Annotated in this window: 19 protein-coding genes; 14 read left to right on the forward strand and 5 right to left on the reverse strand. The window is 70.8% G+C overall.

Annotation, left to right across the window (positions count from 1 at the left end; translation table 11 throughout):
• The first annotated feature begins 550 nt into the window (after positions 1–550).
• The 3 genes from P3G67_RS09810 to P3G67_RS09820 all read left to right on the forward strand — a co-directional run bounded on the left by P3G67_RS09810 (position 551) and on the right by P3G67_RS09820 (position 1,190).
• Positions 551–751 (forward strand): hypothetical protein, encoded by a 201-nt coding sequence (locus P3G67_RS09810; protein ID WP_269858200.1) that lies wholly within the window; start codon positions 551–553, stop codon positions 749–751.
• Between the two features lie 115 nt (positions 752–866).
• On the forward strand, positions 867–1,061 hold the full coding sequence (locus P3G67_RS09815; RefSeq protein WP_276093075.1) for a hypothetical protein: 195 nt from the start codon (positions 867–869) through the stop codon (positions 1,059–1,061).
• Between the two features lie 27 nt (positions 1,062–1,088).
• The gene (locus P3G67_RS09820; RefSeq protein ID WP_276093076.1) at positions 1,089–1,190 is read left to right on the forward strand and encodes an LPFR motif small protein; all 102 of its coding nucleotides are present in this window, start codon (positions 1,089–1,091) and stop codon (positions 1,188–1,190) included.
• 265 nt (positions 1,191–1,455) lie between these two features.
• Here the strand turns inward: P3G67_RS09820 and P3G67_RS09825 are convergent, their stop codons facing one another.
• Positions 1,456–3,072: an FAD-dependent oxidoreductase gene (locus tag P3G67_RS09825; RefSeq protein WP_276093077.1), complete on the reverse strand. Its 1,617-nt coding sequence runs from the start codon at positions 3,070–3,072 to the stop codon at positions 1,456–1,458.
• 372 nt (positions 3,073–3,444) lie between these two features.
• On the opposite strand from P3G67_RS09825, the gene P3G67_RS09830 reads away from it, so the two are divergent.
• The 7 genes from P3G67_RS09830 to P3G67_RS09860 all read left to right on the forward strand — a co-directional run bounded on the left by P3G67_RS09830 (position 3,445) and on the right by P3G67_RS09860 (position 8,782).
• On the forward strand, positions 3,445–4,578 hold the full coding sequence (locus tag P3G67_RS09830; RefSeq protein ID WP_276093078.1) for a SchA/CurD-like domain-containing protein: 1,134 nt from the start codon (positions 3,445–3,447) through the stop codon (positions 4,576–4,578).
• A 62-nt stretch (positions 4,579–4,640) separates the two neighbouring features.
• Positions 4,641–5,054 (forward strand): cupin domain-containing protein, encoded by a 414-nt coding sequence (locus P3G67_RS09835; RefSeq protein WP_276093079.1) that lies wholly within the window; start codon positions 4,641–4,643, stop codon positions 5,052–5,054.
• Positions 5,051–6,319, forward strand: a complete 1,269-nt coding sequence (locus P3G67_RS09840; protein ID WP_276093080.1) for a beta-ketoacyl-[acyl-carrier-protein] synthase family protein — start codon at positions 5,051–5,053, stop codon at positions 6,317–6,319. The genes P3G67_RS09835 and P3G67_RS09840 overlap by 4 nt, the downstream gene beginning before the upstream one ends.
• Positions 6,316–7,560, forward strand: coding sequence for a beta-ketoacyl synthase N-terminal-like domain-containing protein (locus P3G67_RS09845; RefSeq protein ID WP_276093081.1), 1,245 nt, complete (start codon positions 6,316–6,318; stop codon positions 7,558–7,560). Before P3G67_RS09840 ends, P3G67_RS09845 begins: the two co-directional genes overlap by 4 nt.
• Before the next feature lie 37 nt (positions 7,561–7,597).
• Positions 7,598–7,849: an acyl carrier protein gene (locus P3G67_RS09850; protein ID WP_269858207.1), complete on the forward strand. Its 252-nt coding sequence runs from the start codon at positions 7,598–7,600 to the stop codon at positions 7,847–7,849.
• Positions 7,850–7,851: 2 nt separating this feature from the next.
• Positions 7,852–8,340, forward strand: coding sequence for an SRPBCC family protein (locus tag P3G67_RS09855; protein ID WP_269858208.1), 489 nt, complete (start codon positions 7,852–7,854; stop codon positions 8,338–8,340).
• 109 nt (positions 8,341–8,449) lie between these two features.
• Positions 8,450–8,782: a TcmI family type II polyketide cyclase gene (locus P3G67_RS09860; protein WP_269858209.1), complete on the forward strand. Its 333-nt coding sequence runs from the start codon at positions 8,450–8,452 to the stop codon at positions 8,780–8,782.
• Between the two features lie 2 nt (positions 8,783–8,784).
• On the opposite strand, the gene P3G67_RS09865 is transcribed toward P3G67_RS09860, so the two are convergent.
• The 3 genes from P3G67_RS09865 to P3G67_RS09875 all read right to left on the reverse strand — a co-directional run bounded on the left by P3G67_RS09865 (position 8,785) and on the right by P3G67_RS09875 (position 11,955).
• Positions 8,785–9,816, reverse strand: coding sequence for a methyltransferase (locus P3G67_RS09865; protein WP_276093082.1), 1,032 nt, complete (start codon positions 9,814–9,816; stop codon positions 8,785–8,787).
• A gap of 30 nt (positions 9,817–9,846) precedes the next feature.
• Entirely contained in the window at positions 9,847–10,905 is a 1,059-nt protein-coding gene (locus P3G67_RS09870) for a right-handed parallel beta-helix repeat-containing protein (RefSeq protein WP_276093083.1), read from the reverse strand.
• Between the two features lie 264 nt (positions 10,906–11,169).
• Complete coding sequence (locus P3G67_RS09875) at positions 11,170–11,955, reverse strand: VOC family protein (RefSeq protein ID WP_276093084.1); 786 nt, start codon at positions 11,953–11,955, stop codon at positions 11,170–11,172.
• A 284-nt stretch (positions 11,956–12,239) separates the two neighbouring features.
• On the opposite strand from P3G67_RS09875, the gene gndA reads away from it, so the two are divergent.
• Positions 12,240–13,676 carry an NADP-dependent phosphogluconate dehydrogenase gene (gndA, locus tag P3G67_RS09880; protein ID WP_276093085.1) on the forward strand — a complete coding sequence of 479 codons (1,437 nt, stop codon included), beginning with the start codon at positions 12,240–12,242 and terminating at the stop codon, positions 13,674–13,676.
• A 73-nt stretch (positions 13,677–13,749) separates the two neighbouring features.
• Here the strand turns inward: gndA and P3G67_RS09885 are convergent, their stop codons facing one another.
• Complete coding sequence (locus P3G67_RS09885) at positions 13,750–14,961, reverse strand: PucR family transcriptional regulator (protein ID WP_276093086.1); 1,212 nt, start codon at positions 14,959–14,961, stop codon at positions 13,750–13,752.
• Between the two features lie 136 nt (positions 14,962–15,097).
• Here P3G67_RS09885 and P3G67_RS09890 point away from each other — a divergent pair, with 136 nt between their 5' ends.
• The 3 genes from P3G67_RS09890 (at position 15,098) to P3G67_RS09900 (ending at position 18,633) form a co-directional block, all read left to right on the forward strand.
• Positions 15,098–16,285 carry a lactate 2-monooxygenase gene (locus P3G67_RS09890; protein WP_276093385.1) on the forward strand — a complete coding sequence of 396 codons (1,188 nt, stop codon included), beginning with the start codon at positions 15,098–15,100 and terminating at the stop codon, positions 16,283–16,285.
• Positions 16,286–16,295: 10 nt separating this feature from the next.
• Entirely contained in the window at positions 16,296–17,282 is a 987-nt protein-coding gene (locus tag P3G67_RS09895; RefSeq protein ID WP_276093087.1) for a 2-hydroxyacid dehydrogenase, read from the forward strand.
• 187 nt (positions 17,283–17,469) lie between these two features.
• The gene (locus tag P3G67_RS09900) at positions 17,470–18,633 is read left to right on the forward strand and encodes a permease (RefSeq protein WP_276093088.1); all 1,164 of its coding nucleotides are present in this window, start codon (positions 17,470–17,472) and stop codon (positions 18,631–18,633) included.
• Positions 18,634–18,660: the final 27 nt, after the last annotated feature.

Below are 18,660 nucleotides of genomic sequence, written 5' to 3' on the forward strand. Positions count from 1 at the left end.
GGAGCCGGGCGGCCAAGCCTCCCAAGCCATGGTCGGCAGCCTCATGAAAGCCACACCCGGCTCCCCTGGGTCCCCCAACCCTACGAATGGCTGGGGCAGGCCCAGCAAGAAGGTAGAGCCTCATGAGGCAGCGCCGGCGCCACGCCTGGTCCAACGGGGGAGCGCAAGTCTGCCTTTGGGTGCACTTGAGCCGTATTGGTAGCAGATTTCCAGCCGGTTGTTCGCCAACCGAGATTGGACCAGACGTTGCCGTAGAGGACGCGCGGCTTATTCCTCGCCACTCCTGAAGGAGGTACAAGATGGTTCTTTCCGGGTTGCTCGGAGCTGTCCTCGGGCTCGTCGGAGCGCTGCTCTCGATTCTGTGACGCGTGACGACGGAACCCGTCGGTAATGCCGCCTGCTCCTTCTCCCGGCTCGACGTTGTTCGATTCCGTTCTGGAGAAGGACAGCTGGACAGTCTGGCGATCTTTGACGGCAGCGGTACCGGTTACCGCCGAAGGAATAGCGGGTCGGCGTGCGCCCGAGGAGGGCTGGGCGCAGGGTGGGAGGTATGGAGGGTCCGCTGATCGTCGTGCATCCGCCTCGGGACGGCGAGCGTCTGCTGACGGTCCTCGGGGAGCCCGTCGGAATCGTTGATTCGCTGGGTGAGATCGAGTTGCTACTGCGCCGCGCTGGGCTGAGTCCCGCCGATGTCCTGGATGATCCGGATCTGATCGAGTGGCGCGGAGGTGGCCCCGAGGTTTGGGGCTAGCCGGTGTCGCGGCGTCGCGGGGGTGCGCGCGGGGAGCTTCTCGGAATACGTGGGTGCAAAACGGAAAGAAGTGCGCATATGTGCGGATATTCCGTGGTCGGGTAGGGAGAACGCGATGCCGAAGACACCCAGGAAATCACGCAAGGCCGCCGAGAAGTCCGGGGAGAGCCTGTCTCGGGGCGCCGAGGAAGCCGCGCAGGCGCGCGACAAGGATGTGGAGCCCCGGGGGCGCAGGGGCCGCGCGCAGCGCCCCACCGGAAGCGTCGATCCGTCGTCCTACACAGGGGTTAAACCGCCGTCCGACAAGTGAGCGGGCTTACCGACTCTCGGGTGAGTGATGTTTCAGACGATTGCCGAGGTTCCGGGCTCCATCGGTCATGCGGTCGCGACGGCGGTGGCGGCACCGTTCCGTCTGGTCGCCAGGCTGTTCGGAGGCTGAATCCGCCCGCCGGGCCCAACGTCCACGGTTGGGGTTCTCTGGGTGCTCTCCGGGAGGAGTGCCGGGCGCGCCGTGTCGGTGCGCCCTTGGCGGTCCCACCGGGTTCTCCGCAGCTGCCGTCGGCGTGCCCGGCGGAAACCCCCGTCGACGTGGAAAGGAACGCCGCCGTTGCGTTGGTCGGCACAGCGCATGCCCACCGAAGCCACTTGAAAGGCCGTGGAGGTGTGAGGTCCCGCCATCAGCCCGAAGCCTCACGCCCGACGCCTCATCCCCGGCGCAGAACGGATGCCAGGACCTTGGTGAGGGTTGTCGCGGGGTCGGCCGCGGCGGCCGTTGCTCTCCAGGCGACGAAGCCGTCGGGGCGGACCAGCACGGCGCCGTCCGGTGAAGTGCCGTGTGCCTGGGCCCAGTCGGTGTCCGGGTCCACGATCAGGTCGTGGCCGACCTGGTAGCACTCCAGAGGTAGTCCCAGCCGCTGGGCGACCCGCCGCCCCGCCTCGAACCACGTGTGGCCGTGGGTGCCGCTGAGTAGTACCAGGGACCGTTCGTACAGGTCGAGCGAGGACATCCGTACCCCGTCCCTGCGCAGCCAGAAGTGCGGTGCGCGGCTGCCCGGGGCGGCGGTCAGCTCCAACTGGTCTGGTACGACGGGCGCGTTGGGGTCGGTGCCGACGACGGCACCCCGGTTGTAGCGGTAGCCCAGGGCGGTGGGCAGGACGCCGCGCTGCGGGCCGGTGGTCGGCGCGGCGTCGTAACCCGGGTGCCGGTGCTCGGTGGAACGGGCGGAGGCGCGCTCGCTCGTCGCCTGTGCCACCGGCTGCCGCTCGGCGCCGTAGGTCTCCAGCAGGCCGGGCCCGGCCCAGCCGCCCAGTACCGCCGCGAGCTTCCAGGCCAGGTTGTGCGCGTCCTGGATCCCGGTGTTCGAGCCGAACGCGCCGGTGGGGGACATCTCGTGCGCGGAGTCACCGGCCAGGAACACCCGCCCGGTGCCGTAGCTGCTGGCCACCCGCTCCGCGGCGTGCCAGGGCGCCTTGCCGGTGATCTCCACCTCCATCTCCGGTACCCCGGTGGCCCGCCGGATGTGTTCGGCGCACCGCTCGTCGGTGAAGCTCTCCAACTCCTCGCCGTGCTCGGGGTGCCACGGGATGTGGAACACCCACTGCTCCCGGTTGTCCACTGGCAGCAGCGTGCCGTCGGCCTCGGGATTGCGCAGATAGCAGGCGATGAATCGGCGGTCGCCCACCGCGTCCGCCAGCCGTTTGGCCTGGAAGGTCACGCTGACGTTGTGGAACAGGTCGCCGCGCCCGGTCTGACCGATGCCCAGCCGCTCCCGGACCGGGCTGCGCGGGCCGTCCGCGGCGATGAGGTACTGGGCGCGCACCGTGCGGCACTCGTCCGTGCCCCTGCGGCCGATGACGGCGGTCACCCCGTCCGCGTCCTGCTCGAAGGAGCGCAGCTCGGTGCCGTAGCGCAGGTCACCGCCCAACTCGCCGGCGTAGTCCAGCAGTACCGGCTCAAGGTCGTTCTGGCTGCACAGGCACCAACTGGTGGGGCTGAGGCGGGACAACCGGCCGCCCGGGTCGACCTCCTTGAACAGCCACTCCTGCTCGGTTCCGGTCAGCGTCTCGGCCTGGAGGATGCCGTGGTTGTCCGCCAGGACCGACGCCGCCACTTGGATGCGCGGTTCCACCCCGGCGACCCGGAACAGTTCCATCGTGCGCACGTTGTTGCCGCGCCCACGGGGGTGCCGGGAGGTTCCCGGGTGCTTCTCCACCAGCGTGTGCGGGACTCCCAGGCGCCCCAGGAAGAGGGAGGCGGACAGGCCCACCAGGGACCCGCCCGCGATCAGTACCGGCACCCGCTCGTCGATCTTCGCGTTCATCCATGGCTCCAGGCGTTGCGCGGATTCCCGAGTGTGGACTCCCGGATGCGGGAGCGGCTTCACGGGTCACAGTGGCCCGCGTCATCGATCCTTGCCCGGGTGGCGGTGTTCCGCCCGGCCAGGTCACCCGAACGGCCTACACACGTTGCGGCATCCGTGGTAGCCCATCACCATCGATTCACGGGCCTGCTTCCGGAAATCCCGAAATAATTCGGGGGATTGGGTCCAGGTGGCGAAACTTTTTCGGAACGCCGCGGAAGGAACAATGCGTGCGGCCTGCCGGGAAGTTTATCCGGCCACCGCCCGTCCGGCATCCAGTCCGGCCCGAGGCCCGTTGACGCCGAGTCCCCTGCCCGCGAAGGAGCGGTGAAGATGACGGTGCTGTCCAAAGCTGAAGCGCCCCGATCCAAAGCCGGAGCACTTGAATTCATCCCCAGCGAATCCAAGCTGCGGGTCATTCTCGTGCTGCACATCAAGGACGGCGCCGAAAAGCGCTTCATGGAGGTCTACAGGATCCTGCGCGATCAGGTGGCGGAGGTTCCGGGACACATCAGCGACCAGCTGTGCCAGTCGATCCAGAACCCCTCCGAGTGGATCATCACCAGCGAATGGGAGGGCCCGGCCCCGTATTTCGCCTGGGTCAACAGCGCCGAGCACGTGCGCATGGTGGAGCCGATGCACGAGTGCGTGCACAACACCAGGTCGATGCGCTACGGCGTGGTCCGCGAGACCCGACCCGCTGCCGCCGCTCCCGTCCCGAGGGCGGAGCGCCACACTGAGCGCCCGCCCGACGACGTGGTGCGGCACGCCGTCACGTTCACCGTCAAGCCCGGCAGTGAGCAGGCCGCCGCGCGGGTCCTGGCCTCGTACGTCTCCCCGGACCCGGAGGTCGACGCGATCACCAGACTGCATCGCACCTCGCTGTTCATGCGGGGCAACCGCGTGGTGCGGGCGATCGAGGTGATCGGCGACCTCGGCGCCGCGCTGCGCCACGTGGCCGGCCAGCCGGGCGTCAGGGCGGCCGAGGAGGCGCTCAACCCGCATCTGGAAGAGGCCCGAGACCTGGACGACCCGAAGGCCGCGCGTGAGTTCTTCATGCGCGCCGCACTGCCCGCCGTGCACCACCTGACGGTCGGTGACGTCAACGCCCCCGGCGTGCGGCGGCGTGCGCTGAGCTACCCGGCCCGGCCCGGCTGCGGGGCGGCGGTGGCGCTGTTCCTGTCCCGGCAGGATCAACTGGCCGCGGCCCGGCATCCGTCGGCACTGGTGAGCAGCACGATCTACCAGCGCGGCGACATCGTCGTACGCGTGGTGGACCTGCGCTCGGCCAGCGAACCGGACCCCCGGGTGATCCTCGGCATCGAGGGAGTGCGCGCCCCCGCCGTCCTCAGCCGACTGGTCGACGTCGGCGCCGACGGCGATCTGGGCACCAGCGCGGGGATCAGCCGCTTCCTCGCCGACTGCGACATGGACCTGGTCACCGACCGCCGGGCCCAAGAGCCCTGAGGACGGCGGCAGTTCACGGAGACAGGCAACCGCCCGCCCGACGCGATGACCGGGAGAACACCATGCCCACACAGACCGCACGCATCGTGCACATCGACGAGACCAAGCCCAACCGGCGGCGCGGTGGCGACCTGCGCACCCTGCTCACCCCCACCACGGTGGGCGCCACGAGCGGATTCATGGGGATGGCCATCATCAGGCCGGGCGAGCGCATCGGGGAGCACTACCACCCGTACTCCGAGGAGTTCGTCTACGTCGTCGAGGGCCAGGTCGAGGTCGACCTGGACGGTGAGCCGCATCCGCTGGGCCCCGACCACGCGCTGCTGATCCCGACCCACGTGCGGCACCGGTTCCGCAACGTGGGCGACACCGAGGTACGGATGGTCTTCCACCTCGGACCGCTCGCCCCCCGACCGGAGTTGGGGCACGTGGACACCGAGGAAGGGCCGCCCGAACCGGCGAAGGCGGTGTCGTGATGCGACGTGTGGCCGTCACCGGCGTCGGCGTGGTCGCGCCCGGCGGAGTGGGGGTGCCCGCGTTCTGGGACATGCTCACCGCCGGACGCACCGCGACCCGGGGGATCACCCTGTTCGACCCCGAGGGGTTCCGCTCCCGGATCGCCGCCGAGTGCGACTTCGACCCGATCCAGTGCGGCCTCGACGCCGACCAGGTCGAACGCGCCGACCGGTACGTACAGTTCGCGCTGGTGGCCGTGGACGAGGCGGTACGTGACGCGGGCCTCGACCTGACGGCGGAGAACCCCTGGCGGATCGGGGTGTCGCTCGGCTCCGCGGTCGGCGGCACCACCCGGCTGGAAGCCGACTACGTGCGGGTCAGCGGCTCCGGCGAGCGCTGGGACGTGGACCACCAGCGGGCCCGGCCGCATCTGCACCGTGCCTTCTCGCCCAGCGCGCTCGCCTCCGAGGTGGCGGAACGCACCGGCGCGCACGGTCCCGTGCAGACCGTGTCCACCGGCTGCACCTCGGGCCTGGACGCGGTGGGGTACGCCTTCCACGCCATCGAGGAGGGCGACGCCGACGTCATCGTCGCCGGTGCCGCGGACTCGCCCATCTCGCCCATCACGGTGGCGTGTTTCGACGCGATCCGGGCCACGTCCCCCAACAACGACGACCCGGAACACGCCTCACGGCCGTTCGACGCGCGCCGGGACGGCTTCGTCATGGGCGAGGGCGGTGCGGTGCTGGTACTGGAGGAGGCGGAGCACGCACGGCGGCGTGGGGCGCGGATCTACTGCGAGATCGGCGGCTTCGCCACGTTCGGCAACGCCTACCACATGACCGGGCTGACCCGGGAAGGACTGGAGATGTCCCGGGCGATCGACAACGCACTGGACCATGCGCGCATCGACCGCTCCGACGTCGACTACGTCAACGCCCACGGCTCCGGCACCAAGCAGAACGACCGGCACGAGACGGCGGCGGTCAAAAGGTCGCTGGGCGAGCACGCCTATGCGACACCGATGAGTTCGATCAAGTCCATGGTGGGGCACTCGCTCGGCGCGATAGGCGCGATAGAGCTGGCCGCCTGCACCCTCGCCCTGGCCAACGGCGTCATACCGCCGACCGCCAACTACGAGACGCCCGACCCCGAGTGCGACCTGGACTACGTGCCGCGCACCGCGCGCGCGGTACCGCTGCGCACCGTCCTGTCGGTCGGCAGTGGATTCGGTGGATTCCAGTCCGCTGTCGTCCTCAACCGCAGGGAGAGGCGGACACGATGAGTCAGCGCAACAGCCGCCGTGTGGTGGTGACCGGAATCGGTGTGATCGCCCCCAACGGGGTGGGCAACCGGGCTTTCTGGAAGGCCACCAAGGAAGGTGTCAGTGCCCTCGACACGATCTCCCACGACGGCTGCCGGAACTATCCGCTCCGGATCGCCGGGGAGGTAAGGGGCTTCGACCCCGCGGACGCGATCGAGGGCCAGTACCTGGTGCAGACCGACCGGTTCACGCACTTCGCGATGGCCGCGGCCGACCTGGCGAAGGACGACGCCCGGCTCGACACCACCGGACTGTCTCCGTACGCGGTGGGCGTCGCCACCGCTTCCGGCTCCGGCGGCGGCGAGTTCGGCCAGGGCGAACTGCAGCAACTGTGGGGCCGGGGGCCGAAGTTCGTCGGCCCTTACCAGTCCATCGCCTGGTTCTACGCGGCGAGCACCGGCCAGATCTCGATCCGCGGCCAGCACAAGGGGCCGTGCGGAGTACTGGCCAACGACGAGGCCGGGGGGCTGGACGCGATCGCCCACGCCTGCCGGAACACCCGGCACGGCGCCGACGCGGTCATCGTCGGATCCACCGAGGCACCGCTGGCGCCGTACTCGATCGTATGCCAGCTCGGCTACCCGGAACTCAGCCGGGCGGACGTCCCCGAACGCGCCTATCTCCCGTTCACCGCGGACGCCTGCGGCTTCGCGCCCGGGGAGGGCGGGGCGATGCTGGTGGTCGAGGACGAGGAGGCGGCCCGGCGGCGCGGCGCCACGCCCAGGGCGGAGGTCTGCGGCCACGCCGCCACGTTCACCGGCGCCTCCGCCTGGGAGCGGTCCCGGGAGGGGCTGGTGCACGCCATCCGCGGCGCTCTGGACCAGGCCCGGTGCGCCCCGGAAGAGGTCGACGTGGTGTTCGCCGACGCGCTCGGGGTGCCCGCCGCGGACCGGGCCGAGGCGCTGGCCATCAACGAGGCGCTGGGTCGCCGAGCCGCCGAAGTACCGGTGACCGCACCGAAGACCGGTTTCGGCAGGGCGTACTGCGGGGCCCCGGTACTGGACGTGGCCACCGCGGTGCTCGCCATGGAGCACGGCCTGGTGCCACCCACCCCCAACGTGGTCGACGTCATCCACGACATCGACCTTGTCACCGGCCTCGCCCGCCCCACCGAGGTGCGCACCGCGCTTGTGCTCAGCCGCGGACTGATGGGGTGCAACGCCGCGCTCGTGCTGCGACGCGGCGCCGACAAGCCGGCATGACGGCAGCGCCGTCAGCGGAACCGGAAGGAGAGTAGTGGTGAGCGATCGACTGACCTTCGACGAGTTGGCCTCGTTGATGAAGAGCAGCGCCGGAATCACCGTGGAGGCCGGGGAGTTGGAGAGCCGCCCCGACTCACCCTTCGCCGAGTTCGGGCTGGACTCGCTCGGTCTGCTCGGCATCGCGGAGAAGCTGGAACACCGCTTCGGGCAGCCCGTCGAGGCGGAGAACTGCAAGACCCCCGCCGAGTTGCTCGACCTGGTCAACTCGGCACTGATCGCGGGAGCGTGACCATGTCCGGACACACCGAGAACGAGATCACCATCGCGGCCCCCTTCGACCTCGTCTGGGACGTCACCAACGACCTGGAGAACTGGCCCCGCCTGTTCAGCGAATACCGCAGCGTCGAAGTGCTCGGCCGGGAAGGCGACAAGACGACCTTCCGGCTGACCATGCACCCCGACGACAACGGCCAGGTCTGGAGCTGGGTGTCGGAACGCGAAACCCACCGGGACGCCCGCACCGTACGGGCGCGCCGGGTCGAGCCGGGACCGTTCGAGTTCATGGACATCAGGTGGGAGTACGCGCAGACCCCGGACGGCGGCACGAGGATGCGCTGGATCCAGGACTTCGCCATGAAGCCCACTGCACCCGTGGACGACGCCGGGATGACGGACCACCTCAACCGCAACACGCGGATCCAGATGGACCTCATCCGGGAGAAGATCGAACGCCGGGCCCGGGTACGCACCGAGTACGCGGAGTCCACCGTCTCCAACTAGCCGCCACCCCAGGGTGCTTGCCCCGGCCGGAGGGTCCGGCCGGGGCACGTCTGGACCGCCCGCGTACGCCCGAACCGGCGTGCCCCCCACCAGCGAGAGGACACCGCCCATGCACCGCGCCTTGATCGTGGCCCGGATGAAGCCTGGCTCCGCCCCGGGCATCGCCGAGGTCTTCGCCGACTCCGACCGCGGCGAACTGCCGCATCTGATAGGCGTCAGCGGCCGCAGTCTCTTCCAGTTCGGCGATGTGTACCTGCATCTGATCGAGGCCGACGAGCCGCCCGGCCCCCGGGTCGCCAGCCTGACCGGCCACCCGGAGTTCCGCAGCGTCAGCGAACGGCTCACCGCCTTCGTCCGGGCCTACGACCCGAAGACCTGGCGGGAGCCGAAGGACGCCATGGCCCACGAGTTCTACCGGTGGGACCGGGACGGCACCGCCTGACCTCACACCGGCACGCTCGCCTCGAAGGCGTGCAGATAGGCGTTGATCGGCTGGATGTCAGCCAGTTCGAGACCGGCCGCCGTCATCGCCTGGACCAGGCTCTCCTTGGAGTGCTTGGCGCCGCCCACGTTGAGCAACAGCAGCAGGTCCATGGCGGTGGTGAACCGCATCGACGGGCTGTCGTCCACCAGGTTCTCGATGACGATGACCCGGGCGCCCGGACTCGCCGCGGCGATCACGTTCCGCAGCGTCAGCCGGGTGCTCTCGTCGTCCCACTCCAGAATGTTCTTGATGATGTACAGGTCCGCCCGTACTGGCACGTCCTCCCGGCAGTCACCGGGCAGGAGTTGGGCTCGGTCGGCCAGCGGGCCGCCGGGGCGCAGCCGGGGATCGGCGTTCGCCACCACCTTCGGCAGATCGAGCAGGGTGCCGCGCAGCTTCGGGTCCCTCTCCAGCAGGCTGGCGATCACATGGCCCTGCCCGCCGCCGATGTCCACCACGCTCGACACACCGGTGAGGTCGACATACGCGGCGAAGTCCTCGGCGGACTGCTTGCTGGACTGCGTCATGGCCTTGTTGAACACCTCGGCCGACGCGCCCGCGCCGTCGTGCAGGTAGTCGAAGAACTCTTTGCCGAACACATCGGGGAAGACCTTCCGGCCCGACCGTACGGCCTCGTCAAGCCGCGGCCACACCTGCCAGGTCCACGGCTCGGTGCACCACAGTGAGATGTAGCGCAGGCTGTTCGGGGTGTCCTCGCGCAGCAGCCGGGACATCTCGGTGTGCGTCCACCGGTCGTTACCGGCCTCGGCGAAGATGTCGTAGCAGGACAGCGTGCGCAGCAGTCGGCGCAGCGGTCGCACCTCGGTGTTCAGTGCCGCTGCCAACTCCTCGGTGCTGGCCGGAGCGTCCTGCAGGGCGTCCGCCAGGCGCAGTTGTGCCGCCGCGCGGACGGCCGCGGCGCACGCGGCGCCGAACACCAGCTCCCGAAGGCGCATGCCCGCGGCCGGTGAGGTGGGTTGTGCGGTGGTCATGAGGCCGCCTTCCGGGTTGTGGGGCCGCCGTCAGCACGAGCCGGTGGGCTCGGAGGTACGGCAGTAGTTCCTGACGAAGGTGTTGTCCGTGCCGACGTCCCGATTGGCAAGGTCCGCCGGGGCGTTGTCGCGCACCGTGTTGTCACGAACGGTGATGCCGGAGTTGGGCGCTCCGAACCTGCTGCGGAACAGTACGATCCCGCCGGACATGGGCGTTCGGCCACGGTTGCCGCGCACCAGGTTGTGCGTCACCAGCGTCTGCTCCGCCCCGGTGACGAGGATTCCCACGCCTTGTGTCATCGACATGTGGGCGCTCGGGCCGCAGTACTTGTTGTTGAGTTCCACCCGGTTGTGGCGGACGGACAGGGCGCCGGCGCGGGGGATGTTCTCGTCGCCCACCACGAAGACGCCGCCGCAGTTGCCGGTGATGGTGTTGTGCTTGACCACCAGGTTCCGGGCCCGACGGATCACCACGCCGAAGCGGTTGCCCTGGACGGTGTTGCCCGAGATGACCGCGCCCTGCGTGTCGAGCGCCCCGGCCTCCCGGCCGATCACGTTCGCCAGCAGGATGCCCGACTGGCCGTTGTTCCTGATGACGTTGCGCTTGAACTCACCACGGGTGGAAAGCTGTTGGCTGATGCCCTGCTGCCCGTTGTTCTGGACGAGTACGTTGCGCACGCTCATCCGGTCCGTCCAGGAGGCCGAGATGCCGTCGTTCGGGAAGCCGGAGACGGTGAGCGATCTGATCCGTACGCCGGGGATCGGCTCGTTCGGGGTGCCGGTGACGCAGATCCCGTGACCGGCCCGTGCGCAGGCGGTGCCGGACCGGGTGGCGCCGGGGGCGAGCACGGTACGGGGGCCCATGCCGCGGATCGTCAGGCCCGGGACGGTGACCTCGACGCTCTCCCGGTAGGTGCCGGGGAGCAGAAGCAGGGTCTCGCCGGGGCTGGCCCGGTCGACCGCCTCCTGGATCGACTCACCCGGGCGGACGATGTGCCGGTTCGCCGCGCTGGCGGGAGGTGCCGCCACGAATCCGGCGACGAGGAGTGTGGCGAGCGGCGCGAGATGGCGGGAGCTTCGCTGGGGCATGGGCCGATGCTGCCTTCCTGAAGACCAGCGGCGGAGCACCCTGGGTGCTCCGCCGCCCGGCGGTGCGGGGACGTTGCGGGGAAGCAGGGCGCGCTGCCTGCCGCCTCGAAGCTATGAGGGCCCGTCAGCCCCCGCCACTCGTACGCCTCCGTCCGGCGCGGCCGATGCTCCGCAAGGGGTACCCGGCGGCTCTCGGCTGGTCCGCGATGGTTCGCGCCCCGTGCGCTCGCCACCGCGGCGGAAGGCGGAGCCGCGCGGCGACCGTTACTCAGTGGCACTCGTGATGACCGAGAAGCTGGCGCCGAACGGGTCGGTGAGGGCGGCCATCCGGCCCACGCCCGGCACGGTCTCCGGCGGCATGGCGACCTCGCCGCCGCTCTCCTGGGCCACGCCGATCGCGGCGTCGCAGTCGGCCACCTCGAAGTACGGCCGCCAGCGGGTCGTCCAACCCTCCTGCCGCATCTCGTCGCTGAGCCCCATGATCCCGCCCTGACGGGCGTCCTCGCCGCCACCGGCGGGGGAGACCACGGTGTACGTGAAGCCGTCCATGGACATGTCCTGGATCTGCCAGTCGAAGACCGAGTGGTAGAACGCCTTCGCCCGCTCCGGGTCGGCGGTGTGCAGCTCCGCCCAGCACAGGGTGTTCGGGTCGTTGACCGCGCCCAGGCCCGGAGTGTCCCCGGGCTGCCACACGGCGAAGTCGGCGCCGGTGGGATCAGTGAAGGCAGCCAGCCGGCCCGCGGTGAAGACGTCCATCGGCGCCATCCGGATCGAGCCGCCGGCCTGCTCCACCGCCTTGGCGGTGGCATCCGCGTCGGGCGTGTGGAAGTGCACGGTCCAGGCCGAGGAGGCGCCCTCCTGCATCAGCGGGCCGGCGGCGGCGACGATCTTCCCGTCGAGGGTGAACATGCCGTAGCCGCCCGCCTCCGGCCCCTGGGACTGGAAGTCCCAGCCGAACAGCGCGCCGTAGAAGTCGGCGGAGGCCGCCACATCGGGGCTTCCGAGGTCGACCCAGAGAAGCGATCCAGGCACGTAGGGAGTGGTGATCATGACGGTGGCCCTCCGAGGTTCGGCCATGGCAGGGACCGCCCTGCGGCCAGCGGATTCGGGCGGTTTCCCGTGGACGAGTTCAGCATGGCAGGGGGCACTGACAATCGCCCCGCACGGCGCCCGGCGCCCCGCCGTGCGCGAACCACGCCGCTGGCACATAGTGGGACTGCCGGGGGTAGGGCCGCCCCCTACGCAGGGGCGCTTCACCCCTATTCACCAGGCCGACCGCCAGACGTGCTCCGTCAACGACGGCTACACTTCGCGCTGACTTGAAGGAGCGTCAGATGACTGCCAAAGCGCAGATCGGGGTGACCGGGCTCGCGGTCATGGGCCGCAACCTCGCCCGTAACTTCGCCCGCAACGGCTACACCGTCGCCGTCCACAACCGCACCCCCGCCAGGACCCGTGCGCTGATCGACGAGTTCGGACACGAGGGCGACTTCGTACCCACGGAGACCGCCGAGGAGTTCGTCGCCTCGTTGGAGCGGCCGCGGCGGCTGCTGGTGATGGTCAAGGCGGGGGAGCCCACCGACGAGGTCATCAGGGAGTTCGCACCGCTGCTCGAAGAGGGCGACATGATCATCGACGGTGGCAACGCCCACTTCGCGGACACCCGGCGCCGGGAGGCCGCGCTGCGCGAGCAGGGCATCCACTTCGTGGGCACCGGCGTGTCGGGCGGCGAGGAGGGCGCGCTGCACGGGCCGAGCATCATGCCCGGCGGCTCGGTGGAGTCGTACCGCACGCTCGGACCGATGCTGGAGAAGATCAGCGCCAAGGTGGACGGCGCCCCGTGCTGCACGCACATCGGAACGGACGGCGCCGGGCACTTCGTGAAGATGGTGCACAACGGCATCGAGTACGCCGACATGCAACTGATCGCCGAGGCGTACGACCTGCTGCGCCGGGCCGCGGGCATGACACCCCAGCGGATCGCGGAGACCTTCCGGCGCTGGAACACCGGACGGCTGGACTCGTACCTCATCGAGATCACCGCCGACGTGCTCACCCACACCGACGCCGCCACCGGCAAGCCCTTCGTCGACATCGTCGCCGACCAGGCCGAGCAGAAGGGCACCGGCCGCTGGACCGTACAGACAGCGCTCGACCTCGGCGTACCGGTCCCGGGCATCGCCGAGGCGGTCTTCGCCCGGTCAGTGTCCGGCCACACCGACCTGCGCGCCGCCGCCCGCTCGCTGCCCGGCCCCAAGGGCAACGTGCTGGACGCCAAGAGCGCGGAACGCTTCGCCGACCAGGTCGAACACGCCCTGTACGCCTCGAAGATCGTCTCCTACGCGCAGGGCTGGAACATGATCCAGGCCGGCGCCACCGAGTACGGCTGGGACATCGACCTGGGCGCCGTCGCCTCGATCTGGCGCGGCGGATGCATCATCCGCGCCGCCTTCCTGGACCGCATCCGCGCCGCGTTCGACGCCGATCCGGCGCTGCCGAGCCTGCTGGCGGACGCGCAGTTCGCCAAGGAGATCGGCGAAGCGCAGAGCGCCTGGCGCACCGTGGTGGCGGCGGCCGGTGAGCACGGCATCCCGGCCCCCGGCTTCTCCGCGGCGCTCGCGTACTACGACGCGCTGCGCGCCGAGCGGCTGCCCGCGGCGCTCACCCAGGCACAGCGCGACTACTTCGGTGCGCACACGTACCGCCGCGTTGACCGCGACGGCAGCTTCCACACTCGGTGGGGGCAGGACAAGTCCGAGGTGGAGGCGTAGTGCCCGCCCGGCGGATCTGACGCGGGGGCGCGGTTTTTCACGGACCGCACACGCCAGGAACTTCGGGCAACCCTCAAACACCGCCCGCGCCCGGCCGGTTGGCCAGGGTGCGGGCGATGTCCAGGGTCAGGCGGTGCCAGGGCTGGCGCGGGTCGCGTGCGGTGAGTTGGGCGATGCGGCGCAGCCGGTAGCGCATCGACTGCGGGTGAAGATGGAGCTCGCGGGCCGCCGCGGTGGCCGAGCCGTTGTCCAGGTAGGCGCAGAGCGCGGTCAGCAGGTGCCGCTGGGCGGGCTCGACCAGCGGGCCCAGCACGACGCGGGCGATCTGGTCCGCGGTGGCGGAGGCGCGGCCCGCGAGCAGGCTCAGTACGTGCGCGTCGGCGTCGGTGAGCAGCCGTCCGGGCTGGTGGGCGTGGCCGGGGGCGGTGTCCAGCGCGTCCGCGGCCAGCCGGTACGCGGCGGCGACGCGGTCGGGGCCCTCCCGGGTGATCGCACAGCCACGCCACGCCCGGGTGTGCAACGCCGCCGAGGCCTCCTCGGCCGCGGCGGCGGGCAGCAACAGGACGACACGCGGGCCGCGGGTGGTGGCCAGCGGTGTCACACCGCCCGCGTACAGGGTGAGCGCCTCCAGCAGTTCGGCCGCCGTCGCCTCGGTCACCGAGTGCGCGGCGGGCTCCGGGAACGCCTCGGGACCGGTCGGCTCGGCCAGCAAGAGGCAGTACGGATCGGGGAGTTGAACGTCCAGCCGCTGGGCGCGGTCGGCGATCGCGCCGGCCGAGGCGTGCCGTCCGGCGATCAGGTCGTCCAGCAGATCGCGCAGCGCGCGGGTGCGGTCGCTCGCCAGGTACTCGGCGGTGGCGGCATAGGCGGTTCCCATCACCTCGGAGAGGGTGTCCAGGGTGGTGAGCAGCAGCCGGGTGAGGGCGAAGATGTCCGCACCGTCCACCTCGCCGCCGGTGCGTGCCGCGATCAGCTCGGTGATGGTGGTCAGCGCCACCCGGTAGGCCCGTAGCACGGCCTGCACCGGGCGGCCGTCGGCGGCGCGGGCCGCCGCGATGCCGCGCAGCAGCCGCAGGTCGGCGGCCTCCAGCCGGCCGTCGACGGTCCACAGGTGCAGGACGCGGTGCAACGCCTTTCCGGTGATGGCTCTGACCTCAGCCATCCGCCCGTCGTCCAGCGCGGCGTAGGCGGGCACCCGCTCGTGCACCGCGGCGATGATCGCCTCGACGGTTCGCGGGTCGCCCATCAACTCCCGCCGGATCCGTTCCCGTTCGCGGTGCGCCACCCGCGGCCCCTTCCGGCTTTGTCACATGGTGATAGATCTAGCGGTGCCGGGTGCGCACCCCCATGGACTCACATTGTCACTCTGGCGAGGATCGGACGTGCACGGACCCGACCCCGAGGAGAGGCAGGGCGCGTCGATGAGCGACAGCACGGATCAGGCCAAGGAGTGGGCGGCCTTCCAGTACGAGATCTACCTGAACGGCATGACGGGCGCGGTGCCCCGGCTGCCCACCGACCTGACCCGGCTGGAGGAGGTCGCCGAGGCCCGGCTCGGCCCCGGCCCGGTCGGCTATGTGGCGGGCAGCGCGGGCAACGGCCGTACCACGAAGGCGAATCGGGAAGCACTGGACCGCTGGCAGATCGTTCCCCGCATGCTGCGTGACGTACAACGCCGCGACCTGTCCGTCGAGTTGCTCGGCACCCGGCTGCCGGCACCGCTCGCCCTCGCCCCGGTGGGCGTGCTGTCGATCATGCACCCGGACGCGGAGACCGGGGCCGCCCGGGCCGCCGCCGCGCAGGGCGTACCGTTCATCCTCTCCTCGGCCTCCAGCACACCGATGGAGCGGGTCGCCGAGGCGATGGGGGAGGCGGAGCGCTGGTTCCAGCTGTACTGGCCCAAGGACCGCGAGGTCACCAAGAGCCTACTGGCCCGGGCCAAGGCGGCCGGCTACACGGCGCTGTTCGTCACCCTGGACACCTGGCTGCTGGCCTGGCGGCCGCGCGACCTGGACCAGGCGTACCTGCCGTTCCTGCACGGTGTGGGCACCGCCAACTACTTCACGGACCCGGCCTTCCAGGCCGGGCTGGCCAAGCCGGTGCACGAGGACCCCAACGCCGCCGTACTGCATTTCGTGAACATGTTCGCCGACCCCACGAAGACCTGGGACGACCTGGACTTCCTGCGCGAGCACTGGGACGGCCCCATCGTGCTCAAGGGGATACTGCACCCCGACGACGCCCGCCGGGCCGCCGCCGCCGGGATGGACGGCATCGTCGTCTCCAACCACGGCGGGCGCCAGGTCAACGGGGCGATCGGCGCCGCGGACGCACTGCCCGGCGTGGTACAGGCGGTCGGTGACCGGCTCACCGTTCTGTTCGACAGCGGGATCCGCACCGGCGACGACATCTTCAAGGCCCTCGCCCTGGGCGCCCGCGCCGTACTGCTGGGCCGCCCCTATGCGTACGGGCTCGGCCTGGACGGCCAGCCCGGCGTGGAGCACGTCATCCGCTCGCTGCTGGCCGAGTTCGACCTCACGCTGGCCCTGTCAGGACACACCACCGCGGCCCGGCTCACCCCCGCCGCCCTCACCCGTACCAACGCCTAGGAGCCCTGAGTTGTCCATCGAGCAGAACGCACCGCGCAACGTGCTCGCGATCGTCTCCCCGCACGTCGGAGGCCGGGCCGCCGGAACCGCGCTGGCCGCGGTCTTCGCCGACCGTGCCCAGGTCACCGTGGTCGAAGCGGCCGACGAGGACCCGAAGGCGCTACGGGAGGCCCATGTCGTCATCACCGGCCTCGGCCCGGTGACCGCCGACCACATCGCCGCCGCGCCCGAGCTGCGACTGATCCAGTGCGCGAGCCACGGCTTCGACTACGTGGACGTGGCCGCCGCCCGGCAGCGCGGCATCCCGGTGAGCACCATCGGATCCAGCGGCGCGGAACAGCAGAACGTCGCCGAGCAGACCTTCGCCCTCATGCTCGCACTGGCCAAGCAGCTCATCCCCGCCCACACCGCGCTGGTCGACGCGGACTGGGCGCTGCCCCGGCTCCAGCAGTCCATCACCGAGCTGTCCGGCAAGACCCTCGGCATCATCGGCTTCGGCCGCATCGGCCAGGAGGTCGCCCGCCGCGCCGCCGCGTTCGAGATGCGGGTGGTCTACACCGACCGGTCCGGTGAATCATCGCGGGACGATCTCCAAATCGAAGCACACCGCGTGGAGTTGGACGAGCTGCTGCGCACCGCCGACTACGTCTCCGTGCACGCCCCGCTGACCGACGAGAGCCGGCATCTGCTCAACGCCGAGCGGCTGCGCATGCTCAAGCCCACCGCGTTCGTCATCAACACCGCACGCGGCGCGCTGATCGACCAGGACGCGCTGGCCGACGCGCTGGAGGCGGGCGCGCTCGCCGGAGCGGGTCTGGACGTCTTCGACCCCGAACCGCCCACCGCCGCACTGCGGTTGCTGCGCGCCCCCAGGGTGGTGCTGTCGCCGCACGTCGCCGGGGTGACCCGGGAGACACTGGTGCGCATCGCGATGGCCGCGGTACGCAACGTCTCCGACTATCTGGACGGCAAGGAGCCGCGGGACATCGTCGGGTGACGGCTCCGGCCGCCCGGCGCCAGGGGCGCCGTGGACGGCCGGTCCACGCCGCGAGGGTCGCCCGCCGCCCTGGCGGGGCGAAAGGTCGGGGGCAGGCCCCCGACACCCCCGGCGGGCCGACCGCCATCCCGGCGATGCCTCCGCGCGCCTTCCGCTCGGCGGGTGCCGGGTGCTACGGCATAGGGATATGCCCGCGATCCTGCACGCGCTGTCCATCACCGGTGCCATGACCTGGGAGATCACCTGGGCGCTGATCCTGGGCTTCACCCTGTCCGCCATCGTGCAGGCCGTGGTGCGCAGGTCCACCGTCGTGCGGCTGCTGGGCGACGACCGCCCCCGTACCCTCGCCCGAGCGGCGGGCCTGGGGGTGGCGTCGTCCTCCTGCTCGTACGCCGCGGTCGCGCTGGCGCGTGCGCTGTTCCGCAGGGGCGCGAACTTCACCGCCGCGATGGCCTTCGAGATCGCCTCCACCAACCTGGTGGTCGAACTCGGGGTGATCATGGCCCTGTTGATGGGCTGGCAGTTCACCGTCGCGGAGTTCATCGGCGGACCGATCATGATCGTGGTGCTGGCGGTGCTGTTCCGGCTGCTGCTGCGGGAGCCGCTGTTGCGCGAGGCCCGTGCACAGGCGGAGCGCGGGCTGGCCGGTGCCATGGAGGGGCACGCGGCGATGGACATGTCGGTACGGCGCCCCGGGCCGTTCCTCCGGCGACTGTTCTCCGCCGAGGGCTTCACCGCGACATCGCACGTCTTCGTCATAGAGTGGGCGGCGATCCTGCGAGACCTGCTGGTCGGCCTGCTGATCGCCGGGGCCGTCGCCGCCTGGGTGCCGGACACGTTCTGGCGCGGGTTCTTCTTCGCCGGGCATCCGCTGGCCGCCAGGCTGTGGGGGCCGCTCATCGGGCCGGTGGTGGCGGTGGTGTCGTTCGTCTGCTCCATCGGCAACGTGCCGCTGGCCGTGGTGCTGTGGAAGGGCGGCATCAGCTTCGGCGGCGTGGTCGCGTTCGTCTTCGCCGACCTGCTGATCCTTCCGATCCTCAACATCTACCGGAAGTACTACGGCGCGCGCATGGCCGCCTTCCTGCTGGCCACCTTCTACGTCGCGACGGTGGTCGCCGGCTACTGCGTCGAGTTCCTCTTCGGCGGGGTGCGCCTCGTCCCCGACCAGGCCAGGGCCAGGCTCCCGGTGGAGGGGGTGTCCTGGAACTACACCACCTGGCTCAACATCGTCTTCCTGGGGCTGGCGGCGGTGCTGCTGGTGCGCTTCGTCCGCACCGGCGGGTTCGCCATGCTGCGGATGATGGGCGGCTCACCGGCCGTGTCCGGTGACCATGGCCACGGCGCCCAATAGGCCCGCGGTACGGGCGGTTTGGGCGCC

This window comes from Streptomyces silvisoli (assembly GCF_029269905.1).
In the GTDB taxonomy this organism is placed as follows: Bacteria; Actinomycetota; Actinomycetes; order Streptomycetales; family Streptomycetaceae; genus Streptantibioticus_A; species Streptantibioticus_A silvisoli_A.